Annotated in this window: 5 protein-coding genes and 4 pseudogenes; 6 read left to right on the plus strand and 3 right to left on the minus strand. The window is 74.9% G+C overall.

The window, feature by feature from the left end:
• Positions 1–44: 44 nt before the first annotated feature.
• From ABZ725_RS28165 to ABZ725_RS28185, 5 genes and pseudogenes are all read left to right on the plus strand, one after another.
• A complete protein-coding gene (locus ABZ725_RS28165; RefSeq protein ID WP_358805340.1) occupies positions 45–10,214 on the plus strand; it encodes an SDR family NAD(P)-dependent oxidoreductase in 10,170 nt (3,389 codons plus the stop codon).
• Positions 10,211–21,466: a type I polyketide synthase gene (locus ABZ725_RS28170; protein ID WP_358805341.1), complete on the plus strand. Its 11,256-nt coding sequence runs from the start codon at positions 10,211–10,213 to the stop codon at positions 21,464–21,466. The genes ABZ725_RS28165 and ABZ725_RS28170 overlap by 4 nt, the downstream gene beginning before the upstream one ends.
• A 127-nt stretch (positions 21,467–21,593) precedes the next feature.
• Positions 21,594–21,704, plus strand: a pseudogene (locus ABZ725_RS28175) (IS5/IS1182 family transposase); the annotation flags it as partial.
• A gap of 71 nt (positions 21,705–21,775) precedes the next feature.
• Positions 21,776–22,471, plus strand: a complete 696-nt coding sequence (locus tag ABZ725_RS28180; protein WP_358805342.1) for an alpha/beta hydrolase — start codon at positions 21,776–21,778, stop codon at positions 22,469–22,471.
• Positions 22,464–22,655, plus strand: a pseudogene (locus ABZ725_RS28185) (helix-turn-helix domain-containing protein); the annotation flags it as partial. The gene ABZ725_RS28180 and the pseudogene ABZ725_RS28185, both read left to right, overlap by 8 nt.
• Before the next feature lie 44 nt (positions 22,656–22,699).
• On the opposite strand, the pseudogene ABZ725_RS28190 reads toward ABZ725_RS28185, so the two are convergent.
• Positions 22,700–22,813: pseudogene (locus tag ABZ725_RS28190) on the minus strand (winged helix-turn-helix transcriptional regulator); the annotation flags it as partial.
• Between ABZ725_RS28190 and ABZ725_RS28195 the strand changes: the two are divergent.
• Positions 22,810–22,917, plus strand: a pseudogene (locus ABZ725_RS28195) (NmrA family transcriptional regulator); the annotation flags it as partial. The pseudogenes ABZ725_RS28190 and ABZ725_RS28195 sit on opposite strands and share 4 nt — an antisense overlap.
• Here the strand turns inward: ABZ725_RS28195 and ABZ725_RS28200 are convergent.
• Positions 22,915–23,388 (minus strand): GNAT family N-acetyltransferase, encoded by a 474-nt coding sequence (locus tag ABZ725_RS28200; protein ID WP_358805627.1) that lies wholly within the window; start codon positions 23,386–23,388, stop codon positions 22,915–22,917. The pseudogene ABZ725_RS28195 and the gene ABZ725_RS28200 sit on opposite strands and share 3 nt — an antisense overlap.
• A gap of 228 nt (positions 23,389–23,616) precedes the next feature.
• The gene (locus ABZ725_RS28205; protein WP_358805343.1) at positions 23,617–25,032 is read right to left on the minus strand and encodes an enterotoxin; all 1,416 of its coding nucleotides are present in this window, start codon (positions 25,030–25,032) and stop codon (positions 23,617–23,619) included.
• Between the last annotated feature and the right edge of the window lie 12 nt (positions 25,033–25,044).

The following is a 25,044-nucleotide window of genomic DNA, read 5'->3' on the forward strand; positions in this document are numbered from 1 at the left end:
CCGCTTCCCCCTCCCCGTCGAGTCCAGGAAGGAGCGACACCACGATGCAGGATGGCGACACGCCGGAGAGCGAGAAGCTGGTCGGCTACCTCAAGCGGGTGGCCGCGGAACTGCACGACGCGCGGGCCGAGCTGCGCCGCGCCGAGCAGCGGGAGACGGAGCCGATCGCGATCGTCGCCATGGCCTGCCGCTACCCGGCCCAGGTGGCCTCGCCCGAGGACCTCTGGCGGCTGGTGGCCGAGGGCGAGGACGCGATCGGCCCCATGCCCGACGACCGCGGCTGGGACCTGGAAGGACTCTACGACCCCGACCCCGACGCCCCCGGCAAGAGCTACGCCCGCAGCGGCGGCTTCCTCGACCACGCGGCGGACTTCGACCCCGAGTTCTTCGGCATCAGCCCGCGCGAGGCACTGGCGATGGACCCCCAGCAGCGGGTCCTGCTCGAAGTGGGATGGGAGCTGTTCGAACGCGCCGGCCTGGACCGCGACGCGCTGCGCGGCAGCCGCACCGGCGTGTTCGTCGGCGCCGGCTCCTCCGGCTACGGCACCGGCTTCCAGCAGGTGCCCGAGAGCGTCGGCGGCTATCTGGGCACCGGGACCATCATCAGCGTGCTGTCCGGCCGCCTCGCCTTCGTGTACGGGCTCGAAGGGCCCGCCGTCACGGTCGACACGGCGTGCTCGTCCTCCCTGGTCGCGCTGCACCTCGCCGTCCAGGCGCTGCGCGCCGGCGAGTGCACCATGGCGCTCGCCGGCGGGGTCACCGTCATGTCCAACACCGGCATGTTCAGCGAGTTCAGCCGACAGCGCGGGATGGCCCCCGACGGCCGCTGCAAGGCGTTCGCCGCCGCGGCGGACGGCACCGGCTGGTCCGAGGGCGCCGGACTGGTCCTGCTGCAACGACTCTCCGACGCGCGCCGCGACGGCAACCGGGTGCTCGCCGTGGTACGCGGCAGCGCGGTCAACCAGGACGGCGCCAGCAGCGGCCTCACCACCCCCAACGGGCCCTCCCAGCGCCGGGTGATCCGGCAGGCGCTCGCCAACTCCCGGCTGACGGCCGACGACGTCGACGCGGTCGAGGCCCACGGCACCGGCACCACCCTCGGCGACCCGATCGAGGCCCAGGCCCTGCTCGCCACCTACGGGCAGGGCCGCGACCCGCGACGGCCGCTGCTGCTCGGCGCCGTCAAGTCCAACCTGGGCCACACCCAGGCCGCCGCCGGCGTGGCCGGGGTGATCAAGACGGTGATGGCCCTGCGCCACGGCCTGCTGCCACGGACGCTGCACGTGGACGAACCCACCCCGCACGTCGACTGGTCGGCCGGCACCGTACGCCTGCTGACGGAGACACGGCCCTGGCCCGACACGGAGGGCCGGCCCCGGCGCGCTGCGGTCTCCTCCTTCGGCATCAGCGGCACCAACGCCCACGTCGTCCTCGAACAGGCCCCGGACGACGACGGACCCGCGCCCCACCCGGCCGCGCTGGCGGACCGGCCGCCCGCACCCTGGATCCTGTCCGCGCGCGACGACGAAGACCTGCGCGCCCAGGCGGACCGGCTGGCGACCTTCGTCGCCGCCGCACCCGCCGGCCTCGCACCCGACGACGTCGCCTTCTCCCTGGCCACCACGAGGTCGGCGCTGGCACACCGCGCCGTCGTGACCGCCGCCGACCTCGACGGCTTCGCCGAACGGCTGCGCGCCCTGGCCCGCGGCGAAGGCGCCACCGCCGTGGCCGGACACGACCGGCGCCCCGTCTTCGTCTTCCCGGGCCAGGGCGCGCAGTGGGCGGGCATGGCCCGGGAACTCCTGGACACCGCACCGGAGTTCGCCGCGACGCTCACCGAGTGCGAGGCAGCCCTCGCTCCCCATGTCGACTGGTCGGCCACCGACGTGCTGCGCTCCGCGGACGAGGAGTGGCTGGAGCGGGTCGACGTCGTCCAGCCCGTGCTGTGGGCCGTCATGGTCGCCCTCGCCCGGCTCTGGCAGGCGCACGGAGTGCGCCCCGCCGCCGTGGTGGGCCACTCGCAGGGCGAGATCGCGGCGGCCTGCGTCGCGGGCGGCCTGACCCTCGCGGACGGCGCCAAGGTCGTGGCCCTGCGCAGCCGCGCCCTCCTGGAGCTGGCCGGCCGCGGCGGCATGGCCTCGGTCTCGCTGCCGGCCGCCCGTGCGCACGAGCTGATCGGCCCGCTCGACGGAGAACTCACCGTCGCCGCGGTCAACGGCCCCCACTCGGTCACCGTCGCCGGCGACCAGCCCGCCATCGACGAACTCCTCGCCGTGTGCGAGGCCCAGGGCGTGTGGGCCCGCCGCATACCGGTCGACTACGCCTCGCACTCCGCACAGGTCGAGGCCATCCACGACCGGCTGACCAAGGAGCTCGCCGGGCTCGCCCCGACCGCCGCCACCGTGCCCTACTACTCCTCGACCACCGGCGCCCTGCTGGACACCGCCGCCCTGGACACCGACTACTGGTACGACAACCTGCGCCGACAGGTGCGCTTCGACACCGCCGTCGGCGCGCTGCTCGCCGCCGGCCACACCGCGTTCATCGAGGTCAGCGCCCACCCGGTGCTCACCGTGGCGCTGCAGGACGCCGTCGAGGCCGCCGACGCGCCCGCGGTCGTCCTCGACACCCTGCGGCGAGGCGACGGCGGCCCCGGCCGCTTCGCCGAGGCCCTGGCCGTGGCGCACACGCACGGCCTCACCGTCGACTGGCGCCGCCTGTTCGCCGGACACGCCGGCCCGCCGCGCCGCGTCGACCTGCCCACCTACCCCTTCCGTCGCCGCCGCTTCTGGCTCCAGCCCCCCACCGACCCGGCCCGCGACGCGGCCGGACTCGGCCTCCTGCCGACCGGGCATCCCCTGCTCGGCGCGACCGCGGCACTCGCGGACGGCGGCGGTCTGCTGCTCACCGGACAGCTCACCGCCCGCGCCCTGGCCTGGCCCGCCGACCACACCGTGGACGGCGCCGTACGGCTCCCGGCCGCGGCCCTGGTCGAGCTGGCGATCCGCGCCGGCGACGAGGCGGGCTGCGACCAGATCGAGGAACTGTCCCTGGAAGCGCCCCTGGAACTGGGCGCCGAGGCGCTACGGCTGCAGGTCGCCGTCGGCGCGCCCGCGCCGGACGGCCGCCGTTCGCTCACCGTGTTCTCCCGGCCGTCCGACGCGGACTCCGAAGCGTCCTGGACCCGGCACGCCACCGGCCTGCTGCGCCCGGGCCGGCCCGCGCCCCACGCCGACGACGAGGCATGGCCGCCGCCCGGCAGCGAACCCCTCGAACCGGCCGGCCTCCACGACCGGTCGACGGCCGCCGGACACACCCTCGGCCCCGCCTTCCGCGGCCTGCGCGCGGCCTGGCGACGCGAGGGGGAGCTCTTCGCCGAGGTCGCCCTGCCCGAGGAACACGCCGAGGACGCGGGCGCATACGGCCTGCACCCCGCCCTGCTCGACGCCGCGCTGCGCCTGCGGCTGTGCGACGACGACCCGGCCGTACCCGCCGCACCCGCGTCGCCCGACACGCTCGGCGGGATCGCCCTGTACGCGGCCGGCGCCACCGCCCTACGGGTCCGGGTGCGCCCCCTCGAAGGCCCCGCCGACCGACCCGTGCGGCACGCCGTGCTGCTGGCCGACCCCACCGGGCAGCCGGTGGCCCGCATCGACACCGTGTCCGCCCGCGCCGCCGCCGAGCCGGCACGCGCCGCCCTCGAACACCGGCCCGACGCGCTGTACCGGGTCGAGTGGGTGTCCGTCGGTTCCACCGCCGCCTGCGCGGCTTCGGCCGACGCGACCTGGGCGGTGCTCGGCGCCGACCCCCGCGGCCTCGCGCACGCGCTGCGCGACTCGGGCGCCCACGTGCACACCTTCCCCGACCTCGAAACGCTGGCCGCCACCCTGGACCAGGGAGCCGCACTGCCGGACACCGTCCTGTACCCGGTGGAGCCGGGCGACGCGCCGCTCACCGCGGCGGCCCACGCGGCGGCCGCCGACCTGCTGCCCGTCCTGCACACCTGGACCGGCGACCCCCGCTTCGCGACCGCACGGCTGGTCGTCGCGACCGGCGGCGCGGTCGCCGCCGCACCGGACGAGGACGTGCCGCACCTGCCGTCGGCCGCGGCCTGGGGGCTGCTGCGCTCCGCGCAGACCGAATACCCCGACCAGTTCCTCCTGGCCGACCTGCCCGCCGCGCAGCCCGAGACCTGGGGCCGGGCGCTGGCCGCCGTCCCCGGCTGCGGGGAACCCGCCGTCGCCGTACGCGACGGCGACCTCCTCGCCCCGCGCCTCACCGCCCACCAGGGCGGACAGCGCGCCTCGACCCGGCCGTTCCGCGCCGAGGGCACCGTCCTCGTCACCGGCGGCACCGGCACCCTGGGCCGGCTGATCGCCGCCCACCTGGCCGCCGAACACGGCGTACGGCATCTGCTGCTCACCAGCCGCACCGGCCCCGACGCCGACGGCTGCGCCGAACTGCGGGCCGAACTGGCGGCGCTCGGCGCCACCGCCGACATCGCCGCCTGCGACGCCGCCGACCGGGCCGCGCTCGAACGGCTGCTGGCCGCGATCCCCGCGGACCGGCCGCTCACCGCGGTCGTGCACGCCGCGGGCGTCCTGGACGACGGCGTCATCGACTCGCTGACCCCCGAGCGGCTCACCGCGGTCCTGCGGCCCAAGGTCGACGCGGCCGTCCATCTGCACGAGCTGACCCGCGACCTCGACCTGTCCGCGTTCGTCCTCTTCTCCTCGGCCGCGAGCATCCTCGGCAGCGCGGGCCAGGGCAACTACGTCGCCGCCAACGCCTTCCTCAACTCCCTGGCCCAGCAACGGCGTTCACAAGGACTGCCGGCCGTCTCGCTGGCCTGGGGGTTCTGGGAGCGGGCCAGCGGCATGACGGGCCGGCTCGCCGAGGCCGACCGCCGGCGGATGGCCCGCTCCGGCGTCGTCCCCCTGTCCTCCGCGACCGCCCTCGACCTGTTCGACCGCGCGACCGCGGCCGACGAGCCCGTGGCGGTGCCGCTCCGGCTGGACCGCGCCGCCCTGCGCGCCCAAGCCGACGCCGGCGTGCTGCCGGGACTGCTGCGCGGCCTCGTCCGCGGACCCGTACGCCGTACCGCCTCGGCCGCGAGCGGCGGCCCGGCCGCCGACCACTTCGTCCGCGACCTGCTCGCCCTCGACCCGGCCGACCAGGAACGGACGCTCACCGACCTGGTCCGCGCCCAGGTCGCCGCGGTCCTCGGCCACGACGACGCCCGAGCCGTGGACGTCACCGCCGCCTTCAAGAACCTCGGCTTCGACTCCCTCATCGCGGTCGACCTGCGCAACCGGCTCGCCGCGCTCACCGGACGCCGACTGCCCGCCACCCTCGTCTTCGACCACCCGACCACCACCGCGCTCGCCGGATACCTGCGCACCGAACTCCTCGGCGCCGAGACCCCGCCCGCCGCCCCCACGCCCGCGGCCACGCCGGGCGCCGACCGCGACCCGATCGCCATCGTCGCCATGGCCTGCCGCTTCCCCGGCGGCGTCATGTCCCCCGAGGACCTCTGGCAGCTGCTGGTCGACGGCCGCGACGGACTGACCGGCTTCCCCACCGACCGCGGCTGGAACGTCCAAGGGCTCTACCACCCCGACCCCGACCATCCCGGCACCAGCTATGTCCGCGAGGGCGGCTTCGTCGAACACGCGGCCGACTTCGACGCCGGCTTCTTCGGGATCTCGCCGCGCGAGGCGCTGGCGATGGACCCGCAGCAGCGGCTGCTCCTGGAGACCTCGTGGGAGCTGTTCGAACGGGCCGGCATCGACCCGGCCGCCCTGCGCGGCTCCGCCACCGGCGTGTTCGTCGGCGCCGCCAACATCGGCTACCTGGCCGGCATGGAGCTGCCCGACGAACTCGGCGGCTACCTCGGCACCGGAAACGCCGCGAGCGTCGCCTCCGGCCGCCTCGCCTACACCTTCGGCCTGGAGGGCCCCGCCGTCACGGTCGACACCGCCTGCTCCTCCTCCCTGGTCTCCCTCCACCTCGCCGTCCAGGCGCTGCGCGCCGGGGAGTGCACGATGGCGCTGGCCGGCGGCGTCACGGTGATGGCCAACCCCGGCCTGTTCGTGGACTTCAGCCGACAGCGCGTGCTGTCCGCCGACGGCCGCTGCAAGCCCTTCGCGGCCGCCGCCGACGGCACCGGCTGGGCCGAGGGCATCGGCATGCTGCTCGTCGAACGCCTCTCCGACGCACGGCGCAACGGCCACCGCGTCCTGGCGACCGTCCTCGGCTCGGCGGTCAACCAGGACGGCGCCAGCAACGGCCTGACCGCGCCCAACGGACCCTCGCAGCAGCGGGTCATCCGCCGGGCGCTGGCCGACGCACGGCTGAGCGCACCGGACGTGGACGCCGTCGAGGCGCACGGCACCGGCACCGCACTCGGCGACCCGATCGAGGCCCAGGCACTGCTGGCCGCCTACGGCCGGGAACGGCGCCCGGACGAACCGCTCTGGCTGGGCGCGCTCAAGTCCAACATCGGCCACACCACGGCCGCCGCCGGGGTCGCGGGCGTCATCAAGATGGTCATGGCGATGCGGCACGGAGTGCTGCCCGCAACGCTGCACGTGGACGAGCCGACGCCGCATGTGGACTGGTCGGCGGGCGCGGTGGAACTGCTGACCGAGGCACGCCCCTGGCCGGAGACCGGCCGCCCGCGCCGCGCCGCCGTGTCGGCGTTCGGGATCAGCGGGACCAACGCGCACACCGTGCTCGAACACTGCGCACCCGAGCCCTGCGACGACCCGACCCCGTCCACCGCACCACCGCAGGCCGACCCGGGCGTCCTGCCGTACCTGCTCTCCGCCAAGACGCCCCAGGCCCTCGCGGCCCAGGCCGAGCGGCTGCGCGCCCACCTGGAAGCGGACGGCGCCGACCTCGCCCCGGCCGACCTCGCCGCCGCGTTGGCCACCACCCGCACCGCACTGGACCACCGTGCCGTGGTCCCGGCCGGGGACCGGACCGAACTGCTCGCCGCACTCACCGCACTCGCCGACCTCACCCCGGAAGGCGGGACCGGCGGTGTCGTGACGGGCAGCGTGCGCTCCGACGCCCCGCTGGCCCTGCTGTTCAGCGGTCAGGGAAGCCAACGGGTCGGCATGGGCCGTGAACTCCACAGCGCCTTCCCCGTGTTCGCCGAGGCCTTCGACGCGACGGTGTTCGAGCTGGACCGGCAGTTGGCGGGGCATGTCACGCACTCGGTGCGGGACGTGGTCCTCGGAGCCGAGGGCACGCAGGGGCTGCTGGACGAGACGGTGTTCACCCAGGCCGCGCTGTTCGCCGTCGAGGTCGCGCTGTTCCGCCTCCTGGAGTCCCTGGGCGTGCGACCGGACCTCCTCCTCGGACACTCGATCGGCGAGCTCGCGGCGGCGCATGTGGCAGGGGTGTGGTCACTGCCGGACGCCGCTGTCGTCGTGGCGGCGCGGGGGCGGTTGATGCAGGCGCTGCCGACCGGCGGCGCGATGGTGGCGGTGCGGGCGACCGAGGACGAGGTGAGGTCGGCGCTGGAGGGGGTGGAGGCCGTCGAGATCGCCGCCGTCAACGGGCCGACCTCGGTGGTCGTCTCCGGTGCGGAGGCCGCCGTCCTCGCCATGGCGGCCCGCTTCACGAAGCAGCGCCACAACGCCCGACGGCTCTCGGTCAGCCACGCCTTCCACTCGGCGCGCATGGAACCGATGCTGGCCGAGTTCCGCACCGTCCTGGAGAGCGTCTCGTACGCGGCCCCGCGCATCCCGCTGGTCTCGAACCTCACCGGGGCCGTCGCCGAGCCGGGCGAGCTGGAGGAACCCGAGTACTGGGTACGCCAGGTACGCGGCGCCGTGCGCTTCGCCGACGGCGTCGCCGCCCTGGACGCCCAGGGCGGAGCCCTGCTGCTGGAGGTCGGGCCCGACGGAGTGCTGACCGGGATGGCACGCCAGTGCCTCGACCCCGCCTCCGACACCCTCGCCGTCGCGACCGTCCGCCGGGACCGACCGGAACGGGCCACGCTCGTCGCCGCTCTCGGCACGCTGCACGTCCACGGAACCCCGGTGGACTGGTCGGCCTTCTTCGAAGGCCGCCGCACCCCGGTCGACCTCCCCACCTACGCCTTCCAGCGCCGGCGCTACTGGCTGCAACCGCTGTCCGATCCAGGGACCGCTCCCGGCGGCACGCCGGACACCTGGCGCTACCGCGCCGAGTGGACGCCGTGGACCGGGCGGTCGGCCGACGGCGGCGCACTGTCCGGCAGTTGGGCGGTGGTGAGCCACCCGGAGAGCCGCCTCTCCGACGCCTGCGCGCGCGGCCTCGAACAACGCGGAGCCTCGGTGACCCGACTCCGCATCGACGCGCCGGAGTGCGACCGCGGCACGCTCGCCGACCGCCTGCGCGGCCTCGGCCCCCTCGACGGCGTGGTCTCCCTGCTGGCCGACCTGCCGGGGGAGCGCGCCGGCCTGCCCGGTCTCACCCACGGCCTGGCGGCCACCCTCGAACTCCTCCAGGCGCTCACCGACGTCCACCCCGGCAGTCGCCTGTGGTGCGTGACCTCCGGCGCGGTGTCCAGCGGGGACGACGATCCGGTCACGCACGCCGAACAGGCCCAGATCTGGGGGCTCGGCCGCAGCGCCGCGCTCGAACTGCCCGGCGTCTGGGGCGGACTGGTCGACATCACGGCCCCCGACGGCGCCGAACCGCCCCTGCCGGACGAGTCCGTGGCGTCCCGCCTCGCCGACGTCATCGCCCACGGCGCCGAGGACCAGGTCGCGATCCGTCCCGACGGCGTCCACGTACGGCGCCTGACCCGTGCGGCGGTCGGCGCCGACGACCGGCCGTGGCAGCCCGCCGGAACGGTCCTCATCACCGGCGGCACCGGCGGCCTGGGCGCGCACATGGCCCGTTGGGCCGCCACGGCGGGCGCGCAGCGCGTCGTCCTGGCCGGCCGGCGGGGCGCGCGGACCCCGGGGGCCGAGGACCTCGCGGCCGAACTGACCGCCGCGGGCGCCGACGTGCTCATCGAGAGCTGCGACCTGGCCGACCGGACCGCCGTGGCAGGCCTCGTCGAGCGGATCGACGCCGCCGGACCGCCGCTGCGCGCGGTGGTGCACGCCGCCGGAGTCACCCAGACCGCCCCGATCACGGACACCGGCCCGGCCGAGGCCGCCGCGATCACCGGAGGAAAGGCCGCGGGCGCGAGCCACCTCGACGCCGTGCTGGGCGAGCGGCCGCTGGACGCGTTCGTCCTGTTCTCCTCCGTGGCCGGCGCCTGGGGCAGCGGCGCCCAGGGCGTCTACGGCGCCGCCAACGCCCACCTCGACGCACTGGCCCAGGACCGGCGGGCCCGCGGACTGACCGCCACGTCGATCGCCTGGGGACCCTGGGCGGGCGGCGGCATGGCCGAACAGGACGGCGCGGACCAGCTCGCCCGGCGCGGTCTGCGCTCGATGGACCCGGGGTCTGCCGTGGACGCCATGGCGCGCGCGGTGGGCCTGGGCGACACCGAGCTGATCGTCGCCGACGTGGACTGGACCGCCTTCGCCCCCCGCTTCACCTCCCTGCGTCCGAGCCCCCTGCTCGCCGACCTGCCCGAGGTCGGCGCCGCCCTCGCCGCGCGGGAGGCCCGGGAAGCCCGGGACGCCTCGGCCGCCGGCCCGGGGCGGGCGGGCCCCGCACTGGCCGCCCGGCTGGCCGCCGTGGGACCCGCGGAACGCGACACGCTGCTGCTGGACCTGGTGCGCGGCGAGGTCGCCGCCGTCCTCGGCCATGACTCGGCCGGTCAGGTGCAGGACCACCAGGCCTTCAGCGACCTCGGGTTCGACTCCCTCACCGCCGTAGAACTCCGGGACCGGCTCAGCCGCGCCGCCGGCGTCGACCTGCCGAGCACCGTGGTGTTCGACTGCCCGACCCCCGTCGAACTGGCCGCCCGGCTACGGGCCGACCTCACCGACGGCGATGTCTCCGTGCTCGCCCCCGTCCTCGCCGAACTCGACGGCCTGGAAGCGGCGTTCGGCCGGGTGGCCGACGAGGACCCGCAACTGCGGGCCCGGGTCACGCTGCGCATGCGGCGCTTCCTGGAACGGCTCTCCGCCCTCGACCGGGAGGACACCGCGCCGCCGGACGGAACCGGCGTGGAGAGCGCCTCCGACGACGAACTGTTCGCACTTCTCGACCACCATCTCGAAGCCCCCGGGCAGGCCCCGAAAGGTGACCCCTCATGAGCGGCGGCGACCACACCAGCGGCGACAACACGAGCGGCGAACACAGCGGCGGCGACAACAAGCTGCGGGACTACCTGAAGCGCGCCACGGTCGAGTTGCAGCGGGCCCGCGCCCGGATCGCGGAGCTGGAGCGGCCCGAGCCGATCGCCGTCATCGGCATGTCCTGCCGCTACCCCGGCGGCGTCCGCTCGCCCGAGGACCTGTGGCGACTGGTCGCCGACGGCGCGGACGCGGTCGGCGGCTTCCCCGTCGACCGCGGCTGGCCGCTGGACGACCTCTACCACCCCGACCCCGACCACCTGGGCACCAGCTATGTGCGCGAGGGCGGCTTCCTGGACGGCGCGGGCGAGTTCGACCCCGGCTTCTTCGGGATCAGCCCGCGCGAGGCGCTGGCCATGGACCCGCAGCAGCGGCTGCTGCTGGAGACCGCCTGGGAGGCCTTCGAACGCGCCGGGGTCGACGGACGCGCGCTCAAGGGCAGCCCCACCGGCGTCTTCGTCGGCGGCACGCCCACCGGCTACGGAGCCGGCGTGGAGCGGATGCCCGACGGCGTCGAGGGATACGCGCTCACCGGCAGCGTGGGCAGCGTGATGTCGGGCCGGGTCTCCTACGTCCTCGGACTCGAAGGACCCGCGGTGACCGTGGACACCGCGTGCTCGTCGTCGCTGGTCGCCCTGCACCTCGCGGTCCAGGCCCTGCGGCAGGGCGAGTGCACCCTGGCCCTGGCCGGCGGGGTGACCGTGATGGCGACCCCGGCCGCGTTCATCGAGTTCAGCCGGCAGCGCGGCCTGTCCACCGACGGCCGCTGCAAGCCCTTCGCCGCCTCCGCCGACGGCACGGGCTGGGCCGAGGGCGCCGGGATGCTCCTGGTCGAGCGGCTCTCCGACGCGCGTCGCCACGGACACCCCGTGCTCGCCGTGGTCCGCGGCACCGCGGTCAACCAGGACGGCGCGAGCAACGGCCTGACCGCCCCCAACGGCCCCTCCCAGCAACGGGTGATCGAGCAGGCCCTCGCCAACGCGGGCCTGGCCCCGGCGGACATCGACGCCGTGGAGGCGCACGGCACCGGCACCCGCCTCGGCGACCCCATCGAGGCGCAGGCCCTCATCGCCGCCTACGGGCCCGGCCGCTCGCCCGACCGGCCGCTGCGGCTCGGCGCGGTCAAGTCCAACCTCGGACACACCCAGGCCGCCGCCGGAGTGGCCGGCGTCATCAAGACCGTCATGGCGATGCGCCACGGCGCCCTGCCCAAGACGCTCCACGTGGACGAGCCGACACCGCGCGTGGACTGGTCGTCCGGCACGGTCGAGCTGCTCACCGACACCGTCGACTGGCCTCGCGCGGCGAACGGCGAACCCCGCCGGGCCGGCGTCTCGGCGTTCGGAGCCAGCGGCACGAACGCCCACGTGATCCTGGAGGAGCCCGCAGCCCCGGTGGACCAGGAGAGCAGCCGCGCCACGGCAACGCCGTCGGGAGCGTTGCCCTTCGTCGTCTCCGCCCGAGGCGAGGACGGGCTACGGGCCCACGCCGCCCGGCTGGCCCGCTTCGCGCGGATCGACCCGGACACCCCGCTCCCGGACATCGCGCTCACCCTCGCCGTGCACCGCTCCGCCCTCGACGACCGCGCGGTGGTCCTGGCCGCCGACCGCGCCGAGCTGGTCGCGGGCCTCGAGTCCCTGGCCGCGGGGGAGCCCGCACCGGATGTCGTGCGGGGCCCGGCGCGCCAGGTCACCCGCCCCGTGTTCGTCTTCCCCGGCCAGGGTGCGCCCTGGCTGAGCACGGCCGTCGATCTGCTGGACTCCGCCCCCGTCTTCGCCGAGCGGATCGCCGCGTGCGAGACGGCGCTCGCGCCGTACGTCGACTGGTCGTTGACCGACGTCCTGCGCTCGGGGGCCGACCAGTGGCCGGACCGGCCCGACGTCGCGCAGCCGGTCCTGTGGGCGGTGACGGTCTCGCTCGCCGCGCTCTGGGACTCCTTCGGCATACGGCCCGCCGCCGTGGTCGGCCACTCCCAGGGCGAGATCGCGGCCGCGTGCGTCGCGGGCGCGCTGTCGCTGGAGGACGGCGCGAAGATCGTCGCCCTGTGCGGCAAGGCCGTTGCGGAGCTGCCCGCAGACGGTGGCACGGCGTCGGTCGACGCCCCGGTGGAGCAGGTGGCCGAGCTCATCGCCGCCTACGCCGGCCGTCTGTCCGTCGCCGAGGTCAACGGCCCGGCGTCCGTCCTCGTCTCCGGCGACCGGACCGCTGTGGACGAACTTCTCGCCGACTGCGCCGCAGCCGACGTACCCGCCCGCAGACTCCCGGCCCGCCACGCCGAGCACTCCGCCCGGATCGAGCCGCTGCGCGAGCGGCTGCTGACCCAGCTGGCCGAGATCCGGCCGACCGCCCCCACCGTGCCCCTCTACTCCTCGGTCACCGCCGGCCGGGTGGAGACCGACGCGCTCGACGCGGAGCACTGGTACGCCAACCTCCACCGGACCGTCCGCTTCGAGGAAACGGTCCGCCTGTTGCTGCGTCAGGGGCACGACGCCTTCATCGAGGTCGGGCCCGACCCCGTGCTCAGCACCGCCCTGCGCGGCACGATCGACTCCGTGCAGGCCGCAGCGGTCACGCTCGCCACCCTGCGCCCCGACGACGGCAGCACGGGACTGCGTACCGCGCTCGCCCAGGCGTTCACCAGCGGTCTCGACGTGGACTGGCGTCCGCTGCTCGCCCACCAAGGCGCGGCCCGTGCCGACCTGCCCACCTACGCCTTCCAGCGGGAACGGTTCTGGCTGGAGAACGCGCCCGGCGCGCAGGCCGCTCCCGCCGAGGTCACCGACAGCGCGCGGCCCGAAGAGGCGCGCTTCTGGGCGGCGGTCGAGGACCAGGACCTCGACGCCCTCACCGCCCTCCTCGACCTGCCCGGCCCCTCGGGACGCGCCGCGCTGGAGCCGGCGCTCGGCTCACTGGCCGCCTGGCGCGACAGCCGCCGACTCGGCGCGACCGTCGACGCATGCCGCTACCGCGTCGCCTGGCGGCCGCTCACCGCACCCCCCGAGCCGACGCTCACCGGCACCTGGCTCGTCGTGTCGGCCGAGGACCCGGACGGCACCGACCTCGACACGCCCGACCTCGACAGGCCCGACCTCGACACGCACTGCGTCGACGCGCTGGCCGCGCACGGTGCGCGGGTGGTACGGCTGCCGGTCGCCACGGCCGACGTCGACCGCGCGACGCTGGCCGAGCGGATCGCCGAACTGCGCGCGGGACTCCCGGACGACGGCCTCGCCGGCGTCGTCTCCCTCCTGGGCATGGAGGGGCGGGCCCGCGCGGACCGCCCGGCGCTCTCCCGGGGCATGGCCGCGACCATCGCGCTCGCCCAGGCCCTCGCCGACACCGAACCCGGCGGCCGCCTGTGGTGCCTGACCCGCGGCGCGGTCTCCGTCGCCGACCGGGACCCGCTGACCCGCCCGGACCAAGGCCGGATCTGGGGGTTCGGCCGGGTCGTCGGACTGGAGTTCCCCCGGCTGTGGGGCGGCCTCGTCGACCTGCCCGAGCGGCCCGACGCCCGCGCCTGGGCCCGCGCCGTCGGCGTACTGGCCGGCCCGGGCGACGAGGACCAGGCCGCGGTACGCGACTCCGGCGTCCTCGTCCGGCGCCTGGTCCGCGCCCCGGCCGCCGACCGCGCGCCCGTACGCGACCCGCGGCCCACCGGAACCGTCCTGGTGACCGGCGGCACCGGCGGTCTCGGCGCGCACATCGCGCAGTGGGCCGCGGAGCAGGGCGCCGAACGGCTCGTACTGACCAGCCGATCCGGACTCTCCGCGCCCGGCGCCCGCGAACTCGCCCAGCGGCTCACCGCGCTCGGTCCGCAGGTCACCGTCGCCGCGTGCGACATGGCCGACCAGGAGGCGGTGGCGCGGCTCGTCGCCGAGATAGACGCCGACGGCCCCCCGCTGCGGGTCGTCGTCCACGCGGCCGGCCTCGGCCAGGCCGGCGCGCTCGTCGACACCGATCTCGCCGAGAGCGACCGGCTGTCCGCCGGCAAGGTCGTCGGCGCGCGGGTGCTGGACGCCGTGCTCGGCGACCGACCGCTCGACGCCTTCGTGCTCTTCTCCTCGATCGCCGGCCTGTGGGGCAGCGGCCGGCAAGGCGTCTACGCCTCCGCCAACGCCTATCTCGACGCCCTGGCCGAGCACCGCCGCTCCCGCGGCCTGACGGCGACCTCCATCGCCTGGGGCCCCTGGGCCGGCTCGGGCATGGCCGACGACGAGCGGGCCCGCGAGGCACTGGCCGGCCGCGGTCTGCGCATGATCGACCCGCGCAGCGCCGTCGCCGCGATGGACCGCGCCCTGGAACTCGACGAGACGACGGTCGTCGCCGCCGACATCGACTGGGAACGGTTCCTCACCGGCTTCACCGCGCTGCGGCCCAGCCCGCTGTTCGACGAACTCCCCGACGCACAACGCGTGCTGCGCGCCGCCGCCGCACAGGACACCGCCGCCCCCGCCGCCGGCGAACTGGCCCGCCGACTCGCCCGGGCCACCCCCGCCGAGCACGAGGCGATCGTCCTGGACATCGTGCGGGCGCAGGTCGCCCAGGTCCTCGGGCACTCCGCCCCGATGGCCGTCCCCGTCGACCGCCCCTTCCGCGACCTCGGCTTCGACTCCCTCACCACCGTGGACCTGCGCAACCGGCTCAAGGACGAGACGGGCCTCGCCCTGCCGACCACACTCCTCTTCGACTACCCGACCTCCCAACTGCTCGCCAAGCACATCCTGGCCACGCTCGGCGGGGCGACGGAGCCGGTCGCCGGGCCCGTCGAGCCGGCCGCCGCACGGGCCGACGAACCGATCGCGATCGTCGCGATGGCCTGCCGCTACCCCGGCGGCGTCACCGGCCCGGAGGAGCTCTGGGACCTGATAGCCGCCGGCACGGACGCGGTCGGCGGCTTCCCCGCCGACCGCGGCTGGGACGTCGAAGGGCTCTACGACCCCGACCCGGACCGCCCCGGCACCTTCTACACCGACGAGGCCGGATTCCTGGACGCGGCCGGCGACTTCGACGCCGACTTCTTCGGCGTCAGCCCCCGCGAGGCGCTCGCCATGGACCCACAGCAGCGCCTGCTGCTGGAGACGACCTGGGAGCTGTTCGAACGGGCGGGCATCGACCCGGAGTCCCTGCGCGCCAGCGCCACCGGCGTCTTCGTCGGCGGCACCCCGACCGGCTACGGCACCGACGTGGCCCGGATGCCCGACGGCGTCGAGGGCTATGTGCTCACCGGCACCGCCGGCAGCGTCATCTCCGGGCGGCTGTCCTACCAGTTCGGCCTCGAAGGCCCGGCCATGACCGTGGACACCGGCTGCTCCTCCTCCCTGGTCGCCCTCCACCTGGCCGCCCAGGCCCTGCGCCGCGGCGAGTGCTCCCTCGCCCTGGCCGGCGGGGTGTCGGTGACCTCCACCCCCGGCGGCTTCGTGGAGTTCAGCCGGCAGCGCACCCTCGCGGGCGACGGCCGCTGCAAGGCGTTCGCCGCGTCGGCCGACGGCATGGGCTGGTCCGAAGGCGTCGGTCTGCTGCTGGTCGAACGACTCGACGACGCCCGCCGCCACGGACACCCCGTGCTCGCCGTCGTCCGCGGCAGCGCCGTCAACCAGGACGGCGCCAGCAACGGCCTGACCGCCCCCAACGGCCCCTCCCAGCAGCGGGTGATCCGCGCCGCCCTCGCCGACGCGGGCCTCGCCGCCGACGATGTCGACGCGGTCGAGGCCCACGGCACCGGCACCAGCCTCGGCGACCCCATCGAGGCCCAGGCGCTCATCGCGACCTACGGCAGGGACCGCGACCCCGAGCGCCCGCTGTGGCTCGGCTCGGTGAAGTCCAACATCGGCCACACCATGACGGCAGCGGCCGCCGCCGGAATCATCAAGATGGTCATGGCGATGCGCCACGGAGTCCTGCCCAAGACCCTCCACGTGGACGAGCCCACCCCGCACGTGGACTGGTCGGCGGGCGCCGTCCAACTGCTGACCGAGGCCCGGAGCTGGCCCGCCGGACCGCAGCCGCGCCGCGTCGGCGTCTCCTCCTTCGGCATCAGCGGAACCAACGCCCACCTGATCATGGAGGAGCCCCCCGACGACACCGCCCCGGCCACCGCGCCGCCGGATCCCGCGCCCGGCGCGCCGGCCCTGAGCGACGTCGGCACGATCCCCTTCCCCGTCTCCGCGAGGAGCCCCGAGGGGCTGCGCGCCCAGGCCGCCCGACTCGCCGCCCACCTGGCGAGCGACCCCGGCCAGGACGTCTCCCTGACCGACCTGGCCCACTCCCTGCACTCCACCCGCTCCGCGATGCGCCACCGCGCCGTGGTCCTGGCCGCGGACCGCGAGGGGCTCCTGCACGGACTGGAGAGCCTCGCCGCCGGCACGCCGGCCGCGGGCGTCGTCGAGGGCCAGGCCCGGCACGGCGAACGGGTCGTATGGGTCTTCCCCGGCCAGGGCTCGCAGTGGATCGGCATGGCCGTCGGACTGCTCGACAGCGCACCGGTGTTCGCCGCGCAGATCGCCGCCTGCGAGCAGGCCCTCGCCCCGTACGTCGACTGGTCCCTGGAGGAGGTGCTGCGCGCCGAGGGCGCCGCAGCGCAGGCACGGTACGCCCGGGTCGACGTCCTCCAGCCGGTGCTGTGGGCCGTGATGATCGCCCTCGCCGAACTGCTGCGCGCCTGCGGCGTCGAACCCGCCGCCGTCGTCGGACACTCGCAGGGCGAGATCGCCGCAGCCTATGTGGCGGGCGCCCTCAGCCTGGAGGACTCCGCACAGGTCGTCGCCCTGCGCAGCCAGGCCATCAGGGCCCTGTCCGGACGCGGCGGCATGCTCTCCGTCGGCGAACCCGCCGAGCGGGCAGCCGCCCGACTGGAGCAGTGGAACGGACGGCTGTCGATCGCCGCGGTCAACGGCCCCGGCTCCACCGTCGTCTCCGGCGACACCGAGGCACTCGACGAACTCGCCGCCCGCTGCGAGGCCGAGAACGTACGCCACCGGCGCATCCCCGTCGACTACGCCTCGCACAGCGCCCACGTGGAGGAGATCGAGGACCGCCTCGCGGACCTTCTCGTCGGCATCGAGCCACGCCCGGCCCGCATCCCCTTCTACTCGACCGTCACCGCCGCCGCACAGGACACCACCGGCCTGGACGCCGACTACTGGTACCGCAACCTCCGCCGGACCGTGCGCTTCGCGGACGCCGTACGCGTCCTCGTCGACGCCGGACACACGGCCTTCGTCGAGATCAGCGCACACCCCGTGCTGGTCGCCGGCATCGAGGAGGTGCTGGACGACACGGACCGGCCCCCGGTGGCCCTCGGCCTGCTGCGCCGCGACGAACCCGACGTCGACCGCTTCCTCGGCTCGCTCGCCGAAGCCCACGCCCACGGGCTGCCGGTCGACTGGACCGCGGTCCTCGGCGCCGGCTTCGGCCGCCGCGTCCCGCTGCCCACCTACGCCTTCCAACACCGGCGGTTCTGGCTGGAGTCCGGCACCGGCCGCAGCGGAGCCGGCGACGCCGCCGGACTCGGACTCGCCCCCGTCGACCACCCGCTGCTGCTCGCCGGCACCACCCTGTCCGAGCTCGGCCACCTCGTGCTCACCGGCCTGATCTCCGCACGCACCCAGCCCTGGCTGGCCGACCACGCCGTGGCCGGCACCGTCCTGCTGCCCGGCACCGCCTTCGTGGACCTCGCCGTCCGCGCCGCCGACGAAGCGGGCTGCGGCCGACTCGACGAACTCACCCTCGAGGCGCCCCTGATCCTCCCGCCGACCGGCGGAGTCCGCATCCAGCTCGTCGTCGGCCCCCCGGACCACACCGGCTGCCGCGCCCTCACCGTCCACTCCCGTCCCGCCGCCGACCGGGCCGACGACGCCGACGGCTGGGAGCGGCACGCCAGTGCCGTACTCGCCCCCGCCACTCCGCCCGCCGACTTCGACCTGACCGCCTGGCCCCCCGCCGACGCCGTCCCCCTCGACGTCACCGGCTTCTACGAGCAGGCGGCCGCCTCCGGCTACGCCTACGGGCCGGCCTTCCAGGGCCTGGAACGCGTCTGGCGGGTCGGCGACGAGGTCTGCGCGGAGGTCGCGCTCGGCGAACGCGAGCGCGACGAGGCGGGACGATACGGTCTGCACCCCGCGCTGCTCGACGCCGCGCTCCAGGCGTACGGCCTGGCCGGTTCCGGCGGCCGGGACGCCAGGATCCTGCTTCCGTTCACCTGGAACGGCGTCTCGCTGCACGCCTCGGGCGCCCAAAGGCTGCGCGTACGGCTCGTCCCGGACGGCGCCGACACGGTCACCGTGCTGGTGGGCGACAGCGAAGGCATGCCGGTCCTGCGCGCCGACTCCCTCGTGCTGCGCCCCGTCTCCGTCGACCAACTCGCGGGCGGCCGGGACGCCACCCGGGACGCGCTGTTCACCGTCGACTGGAAGCCCGTCACCGCACCGCCCGCCGACGACACAAGCGGCAGCGAGGCCGCCTGGGCGCTCCTGGGCGAGCCCGACGCCCCGGACACCGCGGAGCTCCTCGCCGAGCTCACCGCCGCCGGGATCGCCCCGGCCGTGTACCCGGACCCCGCCGCCCTCGGCGCCGCCGTCGAAGCGGGCGCTCCGGTACCGGACTTCGCCCTTCTCACGACCTCCGACGCCCCGCCGAAGGAGGCCACGGACCAGCACCCGGGACTGGCCGAACGCGTGCACACCGCGGCCGCACGCACGCTGACCGACCTCCAGGCCTGGCTCGCCGACCGGCGGCTGGCCGACGCGCGGCTCGTCGTCCTCACGCACGGAGCGCTGGCCACGGCGCACGGCGAAGCGGTCGCCGACCTCGGCAGCGCCGCGATCGTCGGACTCGTCCGGGCCGTACAGAGCGAACAGCCCGACCGCTGCATCCTGATCGACCGGGATGCCGCCGCCGGCTCCGGTGCGCTGCTGCCCGTCGCGGTCCGTACGTCCCTCGCCCTCGGCGAACCGCAACTCGCCGTCCGCGAAGGCCAGTTGCGGGTACCCCGGCTGGGAAGGATCGCCGAGTCCGACGCGCTGGCACCGCCGCCCGGAGCCTGGTGGCTGGACACCGTCAGGGCCGGGACCCTGGACAACCTCGCCCTGGTCCCGGCACCGGCGCTGCCGACGGCCGAGGAACTGGGCGAGGGGCACCTGCTGATCGGGATCCGGGCCGCAGGGCTCAACTTCCGGGACGTGCTGATCGCCCTGGGCGTCTACCCGGACGCCGACGCCACGATGGGCGGCGAAGGCGCGGGCGTGGTGACCGCGGTGGGGCCCGGTGTGTCGGGGTTCGCGGTCGGCGACCGCGTCCTGGGCATGTTCCAGGGCGGGTTCGCCCCGCACGCCGTCGCCGACCAGCGCATGGTGACGAAGCTGCCCGACGGATGGTCGTTCGAGCGGGGCGCGTCGGTGCCGGTGGCGTTCACCACGGCCTACTACGGGCTGGTGGAGCTGGGCGGGCTGCGCGCGGGCGAGCGGGTGCTGATCCATGCGGGTGCGGGCGGTGTGGGCATGGCCGCGGTGCAGATCGCACGTCACCTGGGCGCCGAGGTGTTCGCCACGGCGAGCGAGGGCAAATGGGACACCCTGCGCTCCCTCGGTCTGGACGACGCACACATCGCGAGTTCCCGCACGCTCGACTTCGAGGAGCAGTTCCGCGCGGCCACCGACGGCCGAGGCGTCGACGTGGTGCTCAACTCCCTCGCGGGGGAGTTCGTGGACGCGTCGCTGCGGCTGACCGCCGCCGGCGGGCGGTTCGTGGAGATGGGGAAGACGGACGTCAGGGACGCCAAGCAGGCGGCGGCCGACCATGGGGGAGTGTCGTATCAGGCGTTCGATCTGATCGCGGCGGCCGGCGCCGACGGGATCGCCCGGCTGTTCTCGGTCCTGATGCCGCTGTTCGGATCGGGGGCGCTGGAGACGGCGCCGGTGCGGACCTTCGACGTGCGGCGGGCGCCGGAGGCGTTCCGGTTCATGTCGCAGGCCAGGCACACGGGCAAGCTGGTGCTGCGGATGCCCCGGCCGCTCGACCCGGACGGCACGGTCCTGATCACCGGAGGCACCGGCACGCTCGGCGGGCTGCTGGCCCGTCACCTCGTCTCCCGGCAGGGCGTGCGCCACCTGGTGCTGACCGGTCGCCGTGGCCCGGACGCCCCGGGTGCCGAGGAACTGGTCGCGGAACTCGCCGCCGAGGGCGCCCAGGTGACCGTGGAGGCGTGCGACGTGGCGGACCGGGAGGCACTGGCCGCAGTCCTGCGGCGCATCCCGGCCGAGCATCCCCTCACCGGCGTGGTGCACGCCACCGGCGCCCTCGACGACGGCCTCGTCGACTCCATGACGCCCGACCGGCTGCGGCGCGTGCTGCGCGCCAAGGTCGACGGCGCCGTCCATCTCCACGAACTCACCGCCGACCAGGACCTCTCCGCCTTCGTGCTCTTCTCCTCCCTCGCCGGACTGCTCGGCAGCGCGGGGCAGGCCAACTACGCGGCCGCCAACACCTTCCTCGACGCCCTCGCCCAGGACCGCCACGCGCGGGGCCTGACCGCTGCCTCACTGGCCTGGGGCCTGTGGGCCGAGGCCAGCGGGCTCACCGGCGGGCTCGCCGAGGCGGACGTGGCGCGGATGGCGCGCGGCGGCGTCATCCCGCTGCCGACCGACCTGGGACTGGCCCTCTTCGACACCGCCCGGACCATCGACGAAGCCCTGCTGGCGCCGGTGCGCATCGACAGCGCCGTGCTCCAGCCCGGCCTGACCGCGCCGATCCTGCGCGGACTCGCCCGAGGGCGGACCCGGCGCTCCGCCTCGGCCGGCCTGCCGACGACGGGCGTTCCGCTCGACCGGCGGCTGTCCGCACTGTCGGCGGCCGAGCAGGAGGAACTCCTGCTCGATCTGGTCCTGGCCGGCGTCGCCGCGGTCCTCGGACACGGCTCCGCGGCCGCGGTCGATCCCGACCTGGCCTTCCGGGACCTCGGCTTCGACTCGCTCACCGCCGTGGAACTGCGCAACCGCCTCAGCGCGGACACCGGCCTGCGGCTGCCCGCCACCCTGGTCTTCGACCACCCCAGCCCGTCCGACCTCGCCCGCCGCCTCCTGGAGGACTTCGCCCCGGAACCCGCCGAGACCCCGGAACCCGCCTACGCCACGCCCGACGCCGACCCCGCGGCGGCCATCGCCTCGATGAACGCCGACGACCTCATCCGCCTGGCCCTGGACGGCTCGCACGACTCCTGACGCCCCAGGGCACACGAAGAGGGGCGGTCGGCCAAGGGCAAGAGAAAGCAGCCTGGACTGATCAAAACACTGGCGCCGTTCGGAGCACTGGTCTCGTTGCGTCCGCTCACGGGTCGCATTGACCGTGGCATACGCCTCTCGCAGGAACCGCGCTCACCTGCGGCGGCGCGGGATCCGCTGCACCATCCCGGACAAGGCCGACCAGGCCGACCAGGCCCGCAACCGCAAGAAGCGCGGTTTTGAGGCGAAGCGTTCTGCTGTCGGCCAAGACTGTCGCGCCTCCCATGGCATGGGCGACAGGATCGTCGCATGCAGCCGATCTTCGTTCTCGTGCACAGTCCGTCCGTAGGCCCCTCGACCTGGCACCCTACGGCCGATCACCTGACGGCGGCGGGACATCAGGTGCGGGTGCCGTCCCTGCTGCACATAGGCGCCGGCGCTCCGCCCTTCTGGCCGAGCGTCGTCGACGCCATCCACGACGACCTCCGGCAGGTCCCGGCCGACAGCCCCGTCACGTTGGTGGCACACAGCAACGCAGGCTTGTTTCTCCCGGCGATCCGCTCGGGTCTCGACCATCCGGTAGCCGGCTCGATCTTCGTCGACGCCGCGCTGCCGGCCCGGACCGGACCGACCCCTGTCGCCTCACCCGAGTTGCTGGAGTTCCTTCGCCCGATGGCTGTGAACGGCAGGCTGCCACGCTGGACCGATTGGTGGGACGAGGCAGAGGTCGCACCCATGTTCGCTGATCCGATGGTGCGGCAGACCATCATCGAGGAGCAGCCGACCCTGCCGCTGTCCTACTACGAGCAACACATCCCGGTCCCCGACGGCTGGGATGATCACCCCTGCTCCTACTTGCTGTTCGGCCCTCCGTATGACGACCTCGCCGCCGAGGCGCTTGAACGCGGCTGGCATGTGGCACACCTGCCCGGTGCACACCTCCATCAGATCATCGATCCTGCCGACACAGCCCGGCACCTCGTCCAACTCGCTACTACGACTTGATGAACGCGACGGCATGATCGTGCGCACCTACCACCCGGAGATCCCCCCTCGGGTCGAATACGAGATCAGCGACCTCGGCCGCGGCCTCGCTCCGCTCTTCGCCCATCTCGCCGAATGGGCCGCTGCCCACCTCGACAGCGTCGAGCGGGCCCGCCACGACTACGACACCGATTCGGCGCGATAGCGCGTCGAGAACCTGCGCACACGGCTCCAGAGACCCGTGAATCCGAGTTGCCGCAGCCGCTGGGTCAACACCTTTGGCGTGATTTTGGTGATCCGTCGTTCCAGCTCAACGAACCGTTGTCGACCGTGCATGTTGAGGGTCCACAGGATCGGCGGACTGGACGATCCTGCGGCCGGGTGGCTTCAACTCCAACCCGTATGCCTGGGGCGAGTCGGTGCGTACCCAGCGGACGGTCGCCGCGCCGTTCGGTGACGTCGGCCTAGGAGCGCGAGACGTTGAACGGCAGATCTCGGTGGAAGACGGCCATGGCCCGGCCGGGGCCGTTGTAGTCGTCGACGATCTTCGTGTCGAAGCCGAGGCTGCGGTGGAAGGCGATCGAGCCGGTGTTCTCGATTGACGTGATCGCCTTCAACTGCCGTGCACCGTGACGCTCCGCTGCTTCGGCGAACGCTGCATACAGACGACGCCCGAGACCGGTGCCACGGGCATCGTCCCGCGTGGCGATCAGATGCACGTAGCCGGTGCCGTCCGGGGTGACGAACCCGAAGATGTACCCACGGATTCCGTCCTGGGCTCGGGCGACCAGGCAGGTGGAACCGAACTCCTGCACCAGTGCCAGAAGGTGCAGCGACCGAAGGTCGCGTTCGCCCCAGTAACGGGAGTGATCAGTCAGGACCTGGTGGAAGTCGCCCACCTGGGCCGGTGCGATGTGTATCCCCATGACGACGATCATGGCAGGCCCTTTGGCCGTCACAGGCGAAGGTCCGCACGGGTTGGGCAAGTTGTGACGCAAGTACACCGGTACGAGCACCGGCGCATCTGCAAGCCGGAGCCGTGCGGTGGCCACAGCGAACTCGGCGCCCGTCAGCCCCGGCTCGAACTCGTAGAGACCTGTCTGCGCCAGACGACGCGCGGCCTCCGCACCCCCGACCGCCCCCTCTTCCGCTTCCTTCCGTTTCCCTCAGCGGCCGAGGAACGCCAACTCCTCCTTGCGCAGCGGCGGTTCGGCGGAGACAGGACGGCCGGCCGGGCCGCCGGCGAGTCGCTGGACGGCGGCGAGCACCTCGGGCGCCCGGAGCCGGGTCAGGGGCGCGGACAGCGTGGTGACCTCCATCGTCGCCGCCGCCACGACGGGCTGGGAGAGCGCGGCCGTCGAGACCAGGTCCGCGAACTGCCGTCCCGCGGGGGAGGGGTTGGCCAGCCGGGCGTCGGTGACCTCCGCGCGGCAGCCCGGGTAGCCGAGGTCCTGGGTGGTCGCCAGGATCCACGCGTCGTCGATCGCCGCGCTCACCGCCCGCTGGACGCGCCGGGCGAGCTGCGGAGCGAGGCCGCCGAGCCGGCGCAGCTCGCCGTCGAGGGCGAGCACGCCGTGGGCGGCGCAGCTCATCCCGTGCCCGTACACCGGGTTGAAGGCCGCCAGCGCGTCGCCGAGCACGGCGAACCCTTCCGGCCAGGGGGTGAGCTGTTCGTAGTGCAGTCGACGGTTGTGGGTGCTGCGTGAGCCCTGGACGTCGGTGACCGGTTCGGCGGAGGCGATGAGCCGGCCGACGATCGGATGCCGGACCGCTCCGGCGAACGCGGCGAACCCCTCCTCGCCGCCCGGCGGTTCGGCGCCCCGGGTCCCCGAGACGGTGACGATCCACCGGCCGCCCTCGATCGGCACCAGCACCGCGCTCTGCCCCGGGCGCCCCGAGCGGTGGTCCGGATAGACGCTGACCACGGGAAAGTCCCGCTCCGCTCCGGCCGGGGCGCGGAAGATACGGCTGGAGTAGCGCAGCCCCGAGTCGACGGTCTCCTCCCGGACGGGCGGCAGCCCCAGTTCCGCCAGCCACTTCTTGGCCGGTGAACCCCGGCCCGTGCAGTCGACGACGAAGTCCGCCGCCAGCTCCGTCGGCCCGGCCGAACCGTCCCGTGGCTGGAGGGCGACCCCGGTGACGCGGCCGGCCGCGGAGAGCGGGCCGAGCAGGTCCACCCCGTCGAGCAGGGTGATCCGGGGATCGCGCAGCACGGCGTCGCGCACCGTCCAGTCGAGCAGCTCCCGACTGCATGTGATCATGAACTCGGCGCCGGGGAACCGCTGTTGCCAGCCGTAGGCCGTCAGCGACACCACGTCCGCGGGCAGACCGATCCGGTGCGCGCCTGCGGCGAGCAGGCGGTCGGTGGTGCCGGGCAGCAGACCGTCGATCGTGCGCGCACCGCCGGACATCAGCAGATGCGCGTGACGCGCCTGGGGCAGGCCCTTGCGCAGGTACGGCCCGTCGGGCACCGTGTCGCGCTCCAGCACGGTGACGGAGTCCACATGGCCCGCCAGGACATGCGCTGTCAGCATCCCCGCGAGCCCGGCGCCCAGCACCACGGCGCGCTTCGAGTCGGTCATCGGTACGCCACA

It is taken from the genome of Streptomyces sp. NPDC006872, assembly GCF_040635845.1.
GTDB lineage: Bacteria > Actinomycetota > Actinomycetes > Streptomycetales > Streptomycetaceae > Streptomyces.

Coding starts and splice junctions, on each gene's coding strand:
- ABZ725_RS28165 (WP_358805340.1), top strand. CDS start 45: ATGCAGGATGGCGACACGCCGGAGAGCGAGAAGCTGGTCGGCTACCTC.
- ABZ725_RS28170 (WP_358805341.1), top strand. CDS start 10,211: ATGAGCGGCGGCGACCACACCAGCGGCGACAACACGAGCGGCGAACAC.
- ABZ725_RS28180 (WP_358805342.1), top strand. CDS start 21,776: ATGCAGCCGATCTTCGTTCTCGTGCACAGTCCGTCCGTAGGCCCCTCG.
- ABZ725_RS28200 (WP_358805627.1), bottom strand. CDS start 23,388: ATGATCGTCGTCATGGGGATACACATCGCACCGGCCCAGGTGGGCGAC.
- ABZ725_RS28205 (WP_358805343.1), bottom strand. CDS start 25,032: ATGACCGACTCGAAGCGCGCCGTGGTGCTGGGCGCCGGGCTCGCGGGG.